Origin of the sequence: Duganella sp. FT27W, assembly GCF_009295655.1 — a bacterium.
GTDB lineage: Bacteria > Pseudomonadota > Gammaproteobacteria > Burkholderiales > Burkholderiaceae_D > Rugamonas > Rugamonas zoogloeoides.
In genome coordinates this window covers 172287-187605 of sequence record NZ_WHIV01000005.1, presented here as the reverse complement: position 1 = coordinate 187605, position 15319 = coordinate 172287, and the positions used below count along the sequence as shown (strand labels likewise).

The following is a 15319-nucleotide window of genomic DNA, read 5'->3' as shown; positions in this document are numbered from 1 at the left end:
AGACTGCATGACCCTCACTATCAATACCCGGCGCCGCAACCTGATGAAAGCCCTGCCGGCGGCAGGCATCACGCTGGGCCTGCCCGCCAGTGCTGCCGTGGCGCCCGATCCGTGGCTGCAGGCGCAAGCCATCATCGACCACGTCTCGAAGCCGCTTAAATTCCGCAAGCAGGATTTCGTGGTGACCAAGTTCGGCGCCAAGCCGTGCAAGCTCACCAACATCAAGGCCTGGGTATCGTTCGAGGGACAGGACACGCTGGCCACACCCGCCGCCAAATCGCCCGACTGCTACGGCGCCATCAAGGCCGCCATCAAGGCGTGCCACGAAGCGGGCGGTGGCCGCGTGGTGATCCCGGCCGGGAACTGGTACTGCGCCGGCCCGATCGTGCTGCTGTCGAACGTCAACGTGCATTTGAGCGCGGGCGCGCACATCTACTTCAGCCACGACCCGGCCGACTACGCCAAGTACGGCGACATCGACTGCGGCAAGAACGGCAAGCTGGTGATCTCACGCTGGCAGAGCAACGACTGTCTCAATTACTCGTCGATGATTTACGCCTATGGCCAGGACAATATCGCACTGACCGGCGAAGACTGGACCAGCGTGCTCGACGGCCAGGGCGGTGTGCCGTTCAACGAAGCGGGCGATTGCTGGTGGACCTGGAAGGGCAAGCAAAAAACCATCAACTCGATCGGCCAGGGCAACACGCCCAATTTCGTCGCCGGCAAAATGTCGGAAAATACCGAGAACCCGAACAACGCCAAATCGCTGGCGGACGTCGCGCCCGGGATCACCGACGCCGAGCGCGCGCTCATCGAAGGCAAGGACCAGACCTGGAGGACGGACGCCAAGTACCTGCCGTCGCTGTCGGAAGCAGGTGTACGACTGGCCAAGCGCGTCTTTGGCGTGGGCCATTATTTGCGTCCGCCGATGATCCAGATTATTGGCTGCACCAACGTGCTGCTGCAGGGTTACCACGTGATGCGCACGCCGTTCTGGATGCACCACCCGGTCCATTGTCGCAACCTGGTGATCCGCAAGGTGCACTGCGAAAGCCATGGCCCCAACAGCGACGGCTTCGATCCCGAAGCGTGCGACCACGTGCTGGTGGAAGACTGCACCTTCGACACCGGCGACGACTGCATCGCCATCAAGGCCGGCAAGAACCAGGACACGCAATACGGCCCGTCGCAAAACATCGTGATCCAGAACTGCATCATGCACAGCGGCCACGGCGCCGTCACGCTGGGCAGCGAGATGGCCGGCGGCATCCAGAACGTGTTCGCGCAAAAGCTGGTGTTCCAGAACGCCAACTGGCAAACCAACCCGCTCAACATCGCCATCCGCCTGAAGACCAACCTCAATCGCGGCGGCTACCTGCGCAATTTCTACGTGCGCGACGTGTCGATCCCGAACGGCGTGCAGTTGACGGCCTCGCACTACGCCACCTTCCCCGACTCGCCGATCAACGGCAAGCAGGTGGCCACCGCTGCCGGCGCCGTGGTGGCGTTCGACTGCGACTACATCCCCACCGCCGACCACGTGCGCACCAGGCCACCGGTGGTCAACAACATCCACATCTCGAACGTGCGGGTTGGGAATGTGACGAAGGACGGCAAGACCGGCTCCTGCTTCCAGGCCATCATGCTGCTCGGCCCCGTCGCTTCCGACTATAACGGCCCGCAACCGGCGCCGCCGGTGGTGCCGATCACGGACGTGACGATCACCGACTGCGATTTTGGTGCGCCGACCAACGCGGCCGAACCGTGGTTCATGTATAACGTGAAGGGGGTGACGCTCAAGAACGTCACCATTGCGGGCAAGGTGTACAACCAGACCTTGAACGCGCCGGCATAAGTCATCATCAAAATAAAAAAAGGCAGGTGCTTCCGCATCTGCCTTTTTACTTTGCTACGCCATCAAGCCCCGAACGGCGTTTCCGCAATGCCTTTGACCCCAGGCTCGAGCAAAATCACCGCCCCGCCCCACTCCGCATCTTCCGGTTTCCCGGACGGAATCGACGTCACCAGCAACTGGTCCAGGTTCTTGCCGCCGAACGCGCACATGGCCGGTTTCAACATCGGCACATCAAGCTTGCGGTCAAGCTTGCCCTGCGGCGTGAAGCGCAGGATGTAGCCGCCGTCGTTGCCGCAGACCCAGTAACAACCTTCGCTATCGACTGCCGCGCCATCGGGCCGGCCCACCGACTTGGTCAGATCGGCAAACACGCGCTGGTTGGTCGGTACGCCATCGTCGATGTCGTAGTCGAACGCCCAGACCATGCGCCGCAACGGATGCGAATCGGACAGGTACATGGTACGGCCATCGGGCGAAAAGCCGAGGCCGTTCTGCGTGAGCAGGGCGGAGACCATCGGTGCCGAGATGCCACGGCTGTCGTAGCGATACAGCTTGCCCACCGGGCGCGCCTGGCCCATGTCCATGAACATGGTGCCAGACAAAAACCGGCCCTGGCGGTCGCAACGACCGTCGTTGAAGCGCATGCCTTCGCCCAGATCCGCGCCCGGTGTGGCCAGCCTGGTCTGGGTGGCCGCTTGCGCTTCACCAAGATCGAGCTGGAACATGCCGGTTTCCATGCCGGCAATCAGGCCGCCGCCGGCCCGGGTCGCGACGCAGCCTGCCATCTCGTCCAGGGTCCAGAACCGCGTGGCGCCCGACACGGGGTCGAGGCGCCAGATGCGCCTGGCGGGAATGTCGGTCCAATAGAAGACCGATTCCGCTGCGCTCCAGGTGGGGCTTTCCCCCACCGCACACTTGATGTCGCTTACGCGTTCCATACCAGGTCACCGTTGACGATGCGCGGAAGTTTTTCCGGATTTTCGTCAGTCAGCGAAGTTGGCAGCAGGTACGACGGTACGTCCTGGTAGCTGACCGGACGCAGGAAGCGGTCGATGGCCGACGCGCCCACCGAGGTGGTGCGGCTGTCGGACGTCGATGGGAACGGGCCGCCGTGGACCATGGCATGCGCCACTTCCACGCCGGTGCCGAAGCCGTTGAACAGGATGCGGCCCACTTTGCGCTCGAGGATCGGCAGCAGGCGGGCAGCCAGTTCGCGGTCATCGGCGGTAGCGTGCACGGCGCCGGTCAGCTGACCTTCGACGTGGTTGGCAACAGCCAGCAGCTCGGCTTCGTCTTCCGCTACCACCAGCAGCGAAGTTGGTCCGAAGATTTCGCCTTCCAGCTTGTCGTCGGCCAGGAATTTCTTGGCTGGTACCTGGTACAGGAATGCTTGCGCGGCGCATGGGGCTTCGGTGCTTTGACCAACAGCGACTTGCTCTACGCCTTCCACGCCGGCCAGGTTTTTCACGCCCGACACGTACGCTTTGTGGATGCCCGGGGTCAGCATGGTCGAAGCAGCCTTGGCGCCGATGGTGCCGGCGGTGGCGTCAACGAATGCTTGCAGCTTGTCGCCCTTGATACCGATCAGCAAACCTGGGTTGGTGCAGAACTGGCCGGCGCCCATGGTCAGCGAATCGGCAAACGCTTGCGGCAGCTTGGCGTTGTCCAACGCGCCTGGCAGCAGGAATACCGGGTTGATCGAGCTCATTTCGGCGTACACAGGGATTGGTTCCTTGCGTTCGGCAGCGGTTTTCATCAGCGCCAGGCCACCGGCGCGCGAGCCGGTAAAGCCCACGGCCTTGATGGCTGGATGGCTGACCAGGGCCTGGCCCACGGTCTGGCCCGAACCGATGATCATCGAGAACACGCCAGCTGGCAGGCCCGACTCTTCCACCGCTTTCGACACGGCTTTACCGACCAGCTCGGACGTGCCGAGGTGGGCCGAGTGGGCCTTGACGATGACCGGGCAACCGGCAGCCAGCGCCGAAGCGGTATCGCCACCAGCGACCGAGAACGCCAGCGGGAAATTCGACGCGCCGAACACGGCGACCGGGCCCAGGCCGATTTTGCGCAGGCGCAGGTCAGGGCGTGGCGGGGTGCGTTCCGGCAGCGCGCTGTCGAGCGTGGCCGACTGGAAGCGGCCGTCGCGCACGACTTTGGCAAACAGTTTCAGTTGATTGACGGTACGACCGCGCTCGCCTTCGAGGCGGGCTTGCGGCAGGCCGGTTTCCTGCATCGCGCGCTCGATCAGGGCCGGGCCCAGATCCATGATGCGGTCAGCGATGGTTTCGAGGAACTTGGCGCGCACTTCCAGGCTGGTGGCGCGGTACGGATCAAAAGCTGCGTCGGCCAGTTGGGCCGCTTGTTCCAGGTCGGCGGCGCTGGCCAGGCCGAACGCCGGTTCGATTTCGACGTTGCGCGATGGGTCGATCGCCTTGATCGTGCCCTCTTTACCTACCAGTGCTTTACCGCCAATGATCATTTCGCCAGCTACTTGCATATCGACTCCTTAGATGTGTGAAAAGCGCGGACCAGCCGCGCTTGAATTCAAATCAGAAAACAGGCTTCAAATTACTTGGCTTGTTTTTTGATCAGTTTGTCCAGCATGTCGCATTCTTCCGCAGTCAGGTCGGTCAGCGGAGCGCGGACCGGACCGGCATCGTGGCCAACCAGGCGGGCGCCGGCCTTGACGATGCTGACGGCGTAACCGGCTTTGCGGTTGCGGATTTCCAGGTATGGCAGGAAGAACTCGTCGATCATGCGGTTTTGTTCTGCGAAGTTGTCCGCAGCAACTGCATGGTAGAAGTCCATCGCCAGTTGTGGCACGAAGTTGAACACTGCCGACGAGTATACCGGAGTACCGATGGCCTTGTAGGCAGCGGCGTACACTTCGGCGGTAGGCAGGCCGCCCAGGTAGCTGAAGCGGTCGCCCATTTTGCGCCAGATCGAGACCATCAGTTCGATGTCGCCGATGCCGTCCTTGAAGCCGATCAGGTTAGGGCAACGGTCGGCCAGACGGGCCAGCGAATCAGGGGTCAGGCGGCAGTTGGCGCGGTTGTACACGACCACGCCCAGGTTGGTGGCTTTGCAGACCTCGGCAACGTGCTCGATCAGGCCGTCCTGGCTCGCTTCGGTCAGGTAATGTGGCAGCAGCAGCAGGCCTTGGGCGCCGGCTTTCTCGGCTTCTTTGGCGTACGCAGCGGCAACGCGGGTCGGACCACCGACGCCGGCCAGGATCGGCACTTGGCCACGGCAGGTATCGACAGCGGTTTTGATGATTTCAGGGAATTCTTGTGGGGTCAGCGAGAAGAACTCGCCCGTGCCGCCGGCAGCGAACAGCGCGCTGGCGCCGAATGGCGACAGCCACTCCAGGCGCTCGATGTACGATTTCTTGTTGAAGTCACCCTGGGCATCGAAGTCGGTAATAGGGAACGACAGCAGGCCAGAGGAAAGGATTTTTTTCAGGTCATTCGGTTGCATAACAGTCTCCAAGAATCGACATCTAATGTGTGGAAGGGGTCTCACGCGGTGTGAACAAGATCATCTGCACCGGTTGTATGACATCGTACAACCATATCCGAGCGGGGGCAAGCACTTTCCTGAGAACCGCCACACGGTCTGTGGCCGCGCGGCAAAACAGTCAAGAATTTGATTGCCAGCCGCTGGCCGTCAGGCGTCCGGGGCAATGCCCTCCTGGGCCCGGCGCAGGCGCTCACGGCTGTTGCTCAGGTGGGTACGCATGGCCGCGCGCGCTGCTTCGGCATCCTGGCGCAGGATGGCGCGATAGATGTCGTCGTGCTCGCGGTTGACGCGCTCCAGGTACGCGGCCGGGTCAGAATGGGCCAGTTGCGCGGAGTTTACGCGCGCGCGCGGGATGATGGTGTTGCCGAGGTCGCTCAGGATATCGACAAAATAACGGTTGCCGGTCGATTGCGCGATCAACAGGTGGAAATGGACATCCGCCTCCACCGAACCGGGCTGGCCGGCCGAGCTCTGGATGCGCGCCAGCGCTTCGCCCATTTGCTGCACCTGCTCTTCGCTGCGGCGGGTGGCCGCCAGCCAGGCCGCTTCGGTTTCCAGGCTGATACGCAGTTCCAGGATGGACAGCACGTCGCCAATGGTGCGGATGGTGTCGGACGAAATGCGCAGGTTGGCCGGTTGCGGCGCCAGCACGAAGGTGCCGATGCCATGGCGGGTTTGCACCAGGCCTGCTGCCTGCAGGTGCGAAATCGCTTCGCGCACCACCGTGCGGCTGACGCCGTGCATTTCCATGATCACCGACTCGGTCGGCAGCTTTTCGCCTGGTTTCAGGGTGCCGGCCTGTATGGTCTGGGTAAAGCTTTCCACCACGCCCTGGGCGAGGTTGCGGTGTTTCTTGCGCGGCGACGCGATTGGCGCCGGCGCCGGGGTGACGTGCCCCTCGGCGGGAATGGCGGCTGCTGCGGTGTGATTCATGGTAATGAGTTTGTTGTATGACGACTGTTGCCATTATCGCCCATGCAGCGGCGCCGATAACCAGACGATGGCCTATTTCTGGTCAAAATGATGATTAACACATCGTTTATGCCACAAAAGCGGGCAATCAGACCAGTAGTGCAGCGCTCATCGAGGCAGCATCGTCGTGCGAGTCGCGCAGGATCTGCTCGAGCGCGGCGTTGTCATCGATAAAGCCGGCCAGACCGGCCGGGCCTTGGGCCGCTTCCTGTTTCGACGCCAGCGGCGAAGCCACCGGCGCCAGGTGTTTGGCGATGAGCAAGGTATCGCGCAGACCGAGCGGCGGCGGCGTGAGCGTGGCGCCGGGCAGAGAAACCACGGCCAGCGCCACCGGATCGGGTATGCACAGCTTTTTCATGAGCTCGCGGGCAATGATTTCCTGCGGCGCGCCGAGCCAGTCGGCAGGATCGTCGAGCAGGCCCGGCATATCGTCGGCCTGCGACAGCAGGTAAAAGCCCCCTGCTTCGTGGATGATGCCGGCAAACAGCGCGGTGTCGGGATCGGTGGCGGTGAGCTTGCCGGCAATCACATACGACAACGCGGCGACATGGGCCGTGTGGCGCCACAGCTGCTCGGCCTGGGCGCGCAGCCGCAGATCACGGATGCGGGCGCCGAACTGGCGCACCACCATCGCTGCCGCCATCGAGTACAGGTGGCGGTAGCCCACGCGCGCCACCGCTGCGCGCACGCTGGTGATCGGCGTGCCGCTGCGGTTGAACACGGCAGCATTGGCCAGCGCCACGGTACGGGCGGCCAGGACCGGTTCGGCCAGCACGCGGCGCAGCACATCTTCGGTATCGCAATCGGGATCGGCCAGGGTCATCTGCAGGCGCAGGGCGGCATTGACACTGGTAGGAAAGACCAGCTCGCCGCGCGCAGCTTGCGTGACGATGTGCGAGATCTGGTTGAGTTTAAGCATGGCAACATTATAGCGTCACGACAAAGACCGCTTCAACTGCTTTAATGAAAGGGGCCCCGCGCCGGTACGCGGGGCTTTGCTACGGTACTACAACTGCTCGATTACAGGTGCGCGGAAATTTGCGGCAGCAGGTCGTCGAAGGTACGGCCGTTGCCGTTTTCGCCGATGGCGTGCATTTTCCAGGCACCGTTGTGACGGTAAACCTTGGCCATGATCTGGGCCGAGTGCGGGCCTTGCACCGACAGGTTGAAGCGGGCGACTTCCTGGCCGTTGTTGGCGTCGATCAGGCGGCAGTAGGCGTTTTCCACCTGCGAGAAGGTCTGGCCGGTGAAGCTGTTGACGGTAAACACCAGGCTTTTAACCGTTGGTGGCACAGCGTTCAGATCGACGTTGATTTGTTCGTCGTCGCCGTCGCCGGCGCCGGTGCGGTTGTCACCGGTGTGGACCACGCTGCCGTCCTTGCTGCGCAGCTGGCGGAACCAGATCACGTCCACCGGACGATTGCCTTCGTCGAACATGACGACCGACGCGTCGAGATCGACCGCTTCGCTCTTCGAGCCGAAACCGAGGAAACCCTTGGTCTTGATGGCATCCCAGCCCAGGCCCATGGTGACCTTGCCGAGGGCGCCGCCGCCTTCTTTTTCCAGATTGATCTTCTGGCCCTTGCTCAAACTGACTGACATGTTTGTTCTCCTTGTTTGTTGGTTTATTACGCGGGGGTTTGCACCCAGGTCTTGAACGCCGTGCTGTTGCGCGAGCAGATCAGGACCTTGCCGCTGCCGGAAAAGCGCAGCACCATGCCTTCGCCACTGGTCTGGCTGTTGACCAGGTTGCCGAGGAAGCCGCTGCTGCCACCGGTGGTGACCGAGATTTCGTAGCGCAGGCGGTTGTCCCACGCCACCACGTGCGAGTTGTCGATGACGACATCGCGCCCGGGCGTCACTTCCAGCTCCGACATCGAACCGAAGCCCGACACCGCCACCTGGCCGTTGCCGGAGGTTTCGGTGATGAAGAAGCCGCCACTCTGGGCGAACAGCGCATTGCCCACGCTTTGCGTGCGCACCTTCAGCTCCACTGTTTCGGACGCCGCCACGAAGGCGCCGTCGCTGAGCATGTACTGCTCCTTGCCGACGTCGAGAATTTGCACCGCGCCCGGCAACCGCGGCGACAGCAGGCAATCGCCGTCGCCGCGTACCGCTTCGATATGCTGCTGGAAGAAGGATTCGCCGTTGGCAAAGCGCCGCATGATGGCGGCACCGATGCCGCCGGTCATCTTGCCCTTGAGGTCAAGCGCCTCCTCCATCATCACCATCGCATCGGACTCGCAGTAAATCTTTTCACCGCGTGCCAGCGACACATGCAGGAACGGATCGATATCACCGGTCACCGAAAATTTAGGCATGACGAACCCTTTCCTGGTTTAAACGCTGACGCCGAACGAGGCAGCGAGGGGACCGAGGCCGCCCTTGAAGCCCTGGCCCACGGCCTTGAATTTCCACTCGGCGCCGTTGCGATACACCTCGCCGAAGATCATGGCCGACTCGGTCGAACCGTCTTCCGACAGGTCGTAGCGGGCAATTTCCGCTTCGCCGGCGGCGTTGACGGTGCGCACGTAGGCTTTTTGCACCTGGCCGAAGTTCTGCTTGCGGGCGTCGCCGTCGTGAATGGTCACGCAGATGGCGATGCGCTCGATGTCGGCCGGTACGGTGGACAGGTCGATGGTGACGGTTTCGTCGTCGCCAGCGCCGTCGCCGGTGCGGTTGTCACCGGAGTGGGTGACGGCGCCGTCGGACGACTTGAGGTTGTTGTAGAAGATAAAGTCGTTGTCGGCGCGGACTTTGCCGTCGGCCTTGAGCAGGAATGCAGAACCGTCCAGGTCGAACGCGCTGCCATCGGTGGAGCGCACGTCCCAGCCGAGGCCGACGATGATTTTCGACAGGCCTGGGGCTTCTTTGCTCAGATTAACGTTACCGCCTTTTTGCAGACTGATTGCCATGGTAAAACTCCTTAATAATAAAAAGAAAACCGGACAAGGGGTACTACAGTGCAGCGCGCCGTGTCCGTATCAGACGGCGCGCTGTGTTCCTGGTTCGTTACTTCGCTGCGATAGCCGCAGTGGCTTCCTGCTGGCGACGGTAACGAATCGACGACCAGACCGAGGCGGCAATGAACGCCACACCAATCAGGCCGGTAAAGATTTCCGGCACGTGGAACTTCATACTGGCCAACATGATCGCGGCCAAAATACCGATGGCGTAGTGGGCGCCGTGTTCAAGGTACACGAACTGGTCGAGCGTACCCTTTTTTACCAGGTACACCGTCATCGAACGCACGAACATCGCGCCAATGGCCAGGCCCAGCATGATGATCACGACGTCGGTGGTGATGGCAAACGCGCCGATCACGCCGTCAAAGCTGAACGATGCATCGAGCACTTCGAGGTACAGGAAACCACCGATACCGCCCTTTTTGACCATGTCGCCGACATCGCTGCCGCCTTCTTCCTCTTTTTCCAGCAGGCTGCTGATGGCGTCAACGCCAACGTACACCAGGATGCCCCACAGGCCCGAGATCAGCACGACCAGTTTTTGCGCTTCGGTCACGATGCTCATGCAGCCCAGCAGTACCGCCAGCGAAATCATCACGGAGATCGACGACACCTTGCCGAGCGAACCGAGTTTCTTCTCGAAGTTACCGAGCCAGTGCACTTCCTTGTCGTCGTCGAGCAGGAAGTTCAGGAACACCAGCAGCAGGAACATGCCGCCGAAGGCCGCCACTTCCGCGTGGTGGTTGGTCAGGTGCATCGAATAGGTTTTCGGGTCGTTCAGCGCCAGGGTCCACACATCCATGATGCTGATGTCGGCCGCCACGGCCACGATGACCAGCGGGAACAGCAATCGCATACCGAACACGGCAATGATGATGCCCAGGCCCAGGAACAGCTTTTGCCAGAACTCGTCCCAGTTCTTCAGGACCGACGCGTTGACCACCGCGTTATCGAACGACAGCGACACTTCCATCGCCGCCAGAATCACCGCCACGCCGAACGCCGACAGCGCCCCGCTCCATCCGCCCAGCTCGTAACCCCACCAGCCGGCCAAACCCAGGCAGATGAAGGTCACGAGGAAGGAAATTCTGAAATGCTTCATGGATTTCTCTCGTTATAAGTAGTGAATCTGGTTATGAATTGACCGGTCGAGTATAGACCCTGACAACCTATTTAAAAATAGAAGATAATTGAAGTATTACTTCGGAATAATTGAAGGGTTAAATGTGAAAACCAGCGGCTTGAACTACCGTCATTTGTACTTTTTCTGGATCGTTGCCAAGGAGGGCGGCGTCACGCGGGCGGCCGAGCGGCTGGGGCTGGCCGTGCAGACCATCAGCATGCAACTGTCCGCCCTTGAGCTTTCAATTGGCAAGCAACTACTGGAACCGCAGGGCCGGCGCCTGGTGCCCACCGAGGCCGGCCGGCTGGCCTTCAGCTATTGCGAGCAGATTTTCCTGCTGGGCGACCAGTTGCAAGATGCGCTCGATGAAGCCGAGGCCGGCAAGATGCGGCTCACGGTGGGTATTTCCGATTCGCTGCCCAAGCTGATCGCGTTCCGCCTGCTGCAGGCCACGCAAACCATGAACAAGCAGGTGCGGCTGGTATGCATGGAGGACGAATTCGAAAACCTGCTGGCCGATCTCGCCTTGGGCAAGCTCGACGTGGTACTGACCGACCGCACCGTGCGCGCCGGCGGCAGCCTGAAAGTGTTCAGCCACCTGCTGGGCGAGAGCGACATGAAACTGTTCGGCGTGCCGCGCCTGGCGGAAAAATACCGGGGCAACTTCCCGGCCAGCCTGCACCACGCGCCATTACTAGTACCCACCCGCAACAATGCGCTGCGCGGACGCATCGACACCTGGCTGGTGCAACACAAGGTGCGCGCCGAGATCGCCGGCGAATTCGAAGACAACGCCATGCTCAACACGTTCGGGCGCAACGGCATGGGCCTGTTTTTCGCGCCGTCGGCGCTGGCGCACGATATCGAAGACCAGCTCGGCGCCGTGCTGGTCGGCGACGCGCCCGAGCTGCGCGAGCATTTCTATGCCATTTCCAACGAACGCAAGATTCGTCACCCTGCTATCGAGGCCATTATCTCCACCGTCCACAGCGGCCTTTTCGCCCACTAGAGCACCTGACCAAGCCTCCAGAGCGGCGTTGCAGCGCCTTGCCGTACATTCGTACTGTCTTCGTCGCTGCGCCTTGCTCTGAAGGCTTTGTCAGGCGCTCATCTAAAACCGCCAGAGCGGCGTTGCAGCTCCTTGCCGTACAGCCGTACTGTCTTCGTCGCTGCGCCTTGCTCTGAAGGCTTTGTCAGGCGCTCCCATCCACCTTGCCCCTCCCGAAAGAGGCAATTCGTGCTGCTTTGGGCCGCTGTCGTTTAAGATAAGCGTTTTATACGAAGAAATTCGCCGCTCGGCCCCTATGCAAAACGTTCTGCTTGTCGTGCTCGCCCTATTTCTGGTCGCGCTCAATGGATTCTTTGTGGCGGCCGAGTTCGGCATTGTCACGCTGCGTAAAACCCGGGTACGGGCAATTGCCAAGACGCAGGGACTACGGGGGCGCATACTCGGCAAGGTGCACGGCGAGCTCGATGCCTACCTGTCGGCCTGCCAGTTGGGCATCACGCTGGCCTCGCTGGGCCTGGGCTGGGTGGGCGAACCGGCGTTTGCCAGCCTGCTCGAGCCGCTGCTCACCGCCATCGGCATCACCAAGCCCGAGGTGGTACACGGCATCGCCTTCGTGTTTGCCTTCAGCGTGATTTCGTTCCTGCACATCGTGGTGGGCGAGCTGGCGCCGAAATCGCTGGCGATCCGCATGCCGGAGGTGGTGGGCCTGTGGTGCGCGCCGCCGCTGTATGTCTTCTACTGGATCATGTACCCGTTCATCTGGGTGCTCAACGCCAGCGCCAACATGGTGCTGCGCATCGCGGGCCTGGCCGGCAAAGGCGGCCACGACAGCCATTACTCGGTCGAAGAGCTCAAGCTGATCCTGCGCACCAGCCAGCCCGGCGAAAAGTTCAACAAGGACGAGCGCAACATCCTGGCCCACTCGCTCGATTTTTCCGACCTGGCCGTCTCCGACCTGATGCGTCCGATTAACGAGGTAATCAGCCTGCACGCGAGCCGCACGCTGGCCGACAATCTCGACACCATGCTGCGCAACCGCTTCAGCCGCTACCCGTATTACGACCGCGACGGCGAGACCGTGCTGGGCGTGGTGCACCTGAAAGACCTGTTCTTCGCCCAGCAGTCGGGCAAGCCGATCACCGACCTGGTGCCGTTCCTGCGTCCGGTGGAAACCATCTCGGCGCGCACACCAGCGCTGGAACAGTTCCGCCGCTTCCGCGACGGCGCGCCCCACTTCGCGCTGATCGGCGAAAAAAACAAGCGGCCGGTCGGCTTCATCACGCTCGACAACCTGCTGGGCGCGATGGTGGGCGAAATCCACGACGAATTCCGCCTCAACGAAAACGACTGGCTCAAGCAACCGGACGGCACCCTGATCGGCAAGGCCAGCCTGCCGATCTTCTCGCTCGAACGCACCCTGGGCATCGATATCGAGAACGAGGAACTGGGCATGGAGGAAGTGGAATCGGTGGGCGGCCTGATCATGGTCAAGCTCGGCGATATCCCCAAGCAGGGCCAGCGCATCAGTTTCCGCCATTTCGATATCGTGGCAAAAAAAATGAACGGACCGCGTATCTTGCTGGTCAAAGTGATACCGAAGGACGATACTGAGGATAATGCGGATCTGGACTAGGGCTAAAGCCTCCAGCCCATGAACCGCACCAGGGATGTAGTGAGTACATGGGGAGCACATCATGGGAAACGCAAAACCGAAGAAAACCGCGCCGTACGACGAAGTTCCGCCGCCTGATACTGGTGCAACGCACCTGCAGGTTGCTGAAGCAGAAGTTCGTTACTGCACAGCCGAGCAAGATGCCCGACTCAAGGCCGAACGCCTGATCATGCACCGCAAAGCGGTTGCCATGATTGTCGGCCTCTGGAAGGATCGCGAAGGCGGCCCTGTTGATGGCATCGACTATCAAAATCAGCACCGTGCAGCATGGTAGTGGACGCACCGGTCCTGATCGATACCAACATCTGGATCGATGTACTCGGCGGCGTGCCTGATGCCAAAATGGTGCTGGATAACCACATTGACATTGCCATGAGCGCCATCAGCTTCGCCGAGGTCGCGTCCGGCTGCGAACCGGATGAGCTCGCTATGTTCGAGACGTTTGTTGAAGCCGGACGATGGGCGCAAACCCTGCAAGTGATCCACACAAACGACCAGATCATCAAACTGGCGGCGGCATTCAACAAGAATCCGGCGACTGGCCGGGGGCATGGAAAAAAACGCCTGCCCGATTCCATTATCGCGGCCACGGCGTTCGTGACCGGCCGCGTTCTCCTGACCCGCAACGCGGCAGACTTCAAAATGGTCGCGCATTACACGCCGTATCAGGGCCAATGGTTGAACGAAGATGCCTCAGGCGGACAAACAGTCAAACATTGGGTCGCAACTACGGTCGTCAGGTAATACTGCAATCACACCGGTCGCGCCGGATTGCCGACTCGATCACGAATGCCACCACCGCCCCCACCGTGTACGCCACCAGGTCCATCCAGCCAAACGCCGTCCCCAGCACCAGGTGCCCGAGCGGATGGGCGCGCACGGCCACGATCCATGGCGCCTGGAACAACTGGCCGAACTCCACCACGTAAGAAATCGCCAGCGCGCCCAGCACCAGCCGGGCAACGCTCGAGCGCGGTGCGATCACGGCCAGGCCGAAGAACACCATCATGGTCCACAGCGCGTCGCCCGGGTACTTGCCCAGCGCGGCCGGAAACAGGCCGGGATACCGGCGCGACGCCAGGCCCAGCGCAATGACCGTCAGCACCATCGCGCCGTACACCAGCCGGTTGCGCGGCTTGAGGGGAAAACTCACACCTGCGCGGTGTAGTTGCGCAGCAGCCCCATGCCTACCGCCAGCAGGGTCGGACCGATGAACAGCCCGACAAAGCCGAACGCCAGCACGCCACCCATCACGCCCAGCAGCACCAGGATGAACGGCAAGCTGCTGCCACGGCTGATCAAGAGCGGCTTGACCACGTTATCGACGCCGCTGATCAACAGCACGCCCCACACGGCCATGAAGATGGCCCAGCCGGTCTGGCCGTGGTCGAACAGCCAGATGGTGGCGCCGATCCAGATGATTGGCGGCCCCACCGGAATCAGCGAGAACAGGAAGGTGGCCACCGACAGCAGCGCCACGGCCGGCACGCCGGCGATCAAAAAGCCCACCGCCGCCACCACCGATTGCGCCAGCGCCGTGCCCAGCAAGCCGTACATCACGCCGCGCACGGTGCGGCTGATGGTGTCCGATACCGACGTTGCCTGCTCGGCGCCGATCAGCTTGTCCATGGCCCGGCCCAGCGACGACAGCATGGTGACGCCGTCGCGGTACAGGAAGAAGCTGACGAACACGGCCAGGCTCACCTGGGCCACGCCGCTGCCCAGCAGCACACCGCCACCGAGCAGCAGGTGGCGCGCCGGTTCGAGCAGGTTCTTGGCGACGTTGAGCAATTCCTCGCGGCTGCCCAGCAGGCGGCGCAAATACGTGTCGATCATCTCGCCCACCAGCGGCAGGTCGCGCAGCCAGGCCGGCGGCGCCAGCGTGCCGCTGCCGAGGCTGGCTTTGAAATGGTCGTAGAACGAGGCGGCGTTGTCGGCGATATTCCAGGTCACCAGCGCGAGCGGCACCAGAATCAACAAGGTCAGGCCCACGCTCATGATGGCGGCGGCCAGCGAGCGCCGGCCCTTGACCTTGTTCAGCAGGCGCAAGTACAGCGGCCAGCTTGAAATGGTGATGGCGCAGGCGAACAGGATGGCGGCCACGAACGGGCGCAACACGATCAGGCAGCCGATGACCAGCAGGATGACGGCGGCGAGCCGGGTGAAGGGTTGAAAGCGTTGGCGCATGCCGGCTCCG

General features: G+C 62.0%; 16 protein-coding genes. 5 read left to right on the top strand and 11 right to left on the bottom strand.

Annotated elements, in window-relative coordinates; all coding sequences use genetic code 11:
• Positions 1–7: 7 nt before the first annotated feature.
• Complete coding sequence (locus tag F8197_RS22875) at positions 8–1858, top strand: glycoside hydrolase family 28 protein (protein ID WP_152883850.1); 1851 nt, start codon at positions 8–10, stop codon at positions 1856–1858.
• A 62-nt stretch (positions 1859–1920) separates the two neighbouring features.
• Here the strand turns inward: F8197_RS22875 and F8197_RS22870 are convergent, their stop codons facing one another.
• The 9 genes from F8197_RS22870 to F8197_RS22830 all read right to left on the bottom strand — a co-directional run bounded on the left by F8197_RS22870 (position 1921) and on the right by F8197_RS22830 (position 10420).
• Complete coding sequence (locus tag F8197_RS22870) at positions 1921–2796, bottom strand: SMP-30/gluconolactonase/LRE family protein (RefSeq protein ID WP_152883848.1); 876 nt, start codon at positions 2794–2796, stop codon at positions 1921–1923.
• A complete protein-coding gene (locus F8197_RS22865) occupies positions 2784–4358 on the bottom strand; it encodes an aldehyde dehydrogenase (NADP(+)) (RefSeq protein WP_152883846.1) in 1575 nt (524 codons plus the stop codon). Before F8197_RS22865 ends, F8197_RS22870 begins: the two co-directional genes overlap by 13 nt.
• Before the next feature lie 71 nt (positions 4359–4429).
• On the bottom strand, positions 4430–5338 hold the full coding sequence (kdgD, locus tag F8197_RS22860; RefSeq protein WP_152883845.1) for a 5-dehydro-4-deoxyglucarate dehydratase: 909 nt from the start codon (positions 5336–5338) through the stop codon (positions 4430–4432).
• A gap of 189 nt (positions 5339–5527) precedes the next feature.
• Positions 5528–6313 carry a FadR/GntR family transcriptional regulator gene (locus F8197_RS22855; protein ID WP_152883843.1) on the bottom strand — a complete coding sequence of 262 codons (786 nt, stop codon included), beginning with the start codon at positions 6311–6313 and terminating at the stop codon, positions 5528–5530.
• 127 nt (positions 6314–6440) lie between these two features.
• Positions 6441–7271 (bottom strand): HDOD domain-containing protein, encoded by an 831-nt coding sequence (locus F8197_RS22850; protein WP_152883841.1) that lies wholly within the window; start codon positions 7269–7271, stop codon positions 6441–6443.
• 101 nt (positions 7272–7372) lie between these two features.
• The gene (locus tag F8197_RS22845; RefSeq protein WP_056137649.1) at positions 7373–7954 is read right to left on the bottom strand and encodes a TerD family protein; all 582 of its coding nucleotides are present in this window, start codon (positions 7952–7954) and stop codon (positions 7373–7375) included.
• Positions 7955–7980: 26 nt separating this feature from the next.
• Positions 7981–8673, bottom strand: a complete 693-nt coding sequence (locus F8197_RS22840) for a TIGR00266 family protein (protein ID WP_056137650.1) — start codon at positions 8671–8673, stop codon at positions 7981–7983.
• Between the two features lie 18 nt (positions 8674–8691).
• Positions 8692–9267 (bottom strand): TerD family protein, encoded by a 576-nt coding sequence (locus F8197_RS22835; RefSeq protein ID WP_019921394.1) that lies wholly within the window; start codon positions 9265–9267, stop codon positions 8692–8694.
• A gap of 97 nt (positions 9268–9364) precedes the next feature.
• Positions 9365–10420 (bottom strand): DUF475 domain-containing protein, encoded by a 1056-nt coding sequence (locus F8197_RS22830; protein WP_019921393.1) that lies wholly within the window; start codon positions 10418–10420, stop codon positions 9365–9367.
• A gap of 124 nt (positions 10421–10544) precedes the next feature.
• Between F8197_RS22830 and nhaR the strand changes: the two genes are divergently transcribed.
• The 4 genes from nhaR (at position 10545) to F8197_RS22810 (ending at position 13866) form a co-directional block, all read left to right on the top strand.
• The gene (nhaR, locus tag F8197_RS22825; protein ID WP_373996949.1) at positions 10545–11450 is read left to right on the top strand and encodes a transcriptional activator NhaR; all 906 of its coding nucleotides are present in this window, start codon (positions 10545–10547) and stop codon (positions 11448–11450) included.
• Between the two features lie 295 nt (positions 11451–11745).
• Positions 11746–13083, top strand: a complete 1338-nt coding sequence (locus F8197_RS22820; RefSeq protein WP_056137653.1) for a hemolysin family protein — start codon at positions 11746–11748, stop codon at positions 13081–13083.
• A gap of 61 nt (positions 13084–13144) precedes the next feature.
• Positions 13145–13396, top strand: a complete 252-nt coding sequence (locus F8197_RS22815; RefSeq protein WP_152883838.1) for a hypothetical protein — start codon at positions 13145–13147, stop codon at positions 13394–13396.
• On the top strand, positions 13396–13866 hold the full coding sequence (locus F8197_RS22810; protein ID WP_193333538.1) for a PIN domain-containing protein: 471 nt from the start codon (positions 13396–13398) through the stop codon (positions 13864–13866). Before F8197_RS22815 ends, F8197_RS22810 begins: the two co-directional genes overlap by 1 nt.
• On the opposite strand, the gene F8197_RS22805 is transcribed toward F8197_RS22810, so the two are convergent.
• Both F8197_RS22805 and F8197_RS22800 read right to left on the bottom strand, forming a co-directional pair.
• Positions 13859–14275, bottom strand: a complete 417-nt coding sequence (locus F8197_RS22805; protein ID WP_373996948.1) for a DUF2809 domain-containing protein — start codon at positions 14273–14275, stop codon at positions 13859–13861. The two genes, F8197_RS22810 and F8197_RS22805, sit on opposite strands and share 8 nt — an antisense overlap.
• Positions 14272–15309: an AI-2E family transporter gene (locus F8197_RS22800; protein WP_152883834.1), complete on the bottom strand. Its 1038-nt coding sequence runs from the start codon at positions 15307–15309 to the stop codon at positions 14272–14274. Before F8197_RS22800 ends, F8197_RS22805 begins: the two co-directional genes overlap by 4 nt.
• Positions 15310–15319 lie beyond the last annotated feature (10 nt).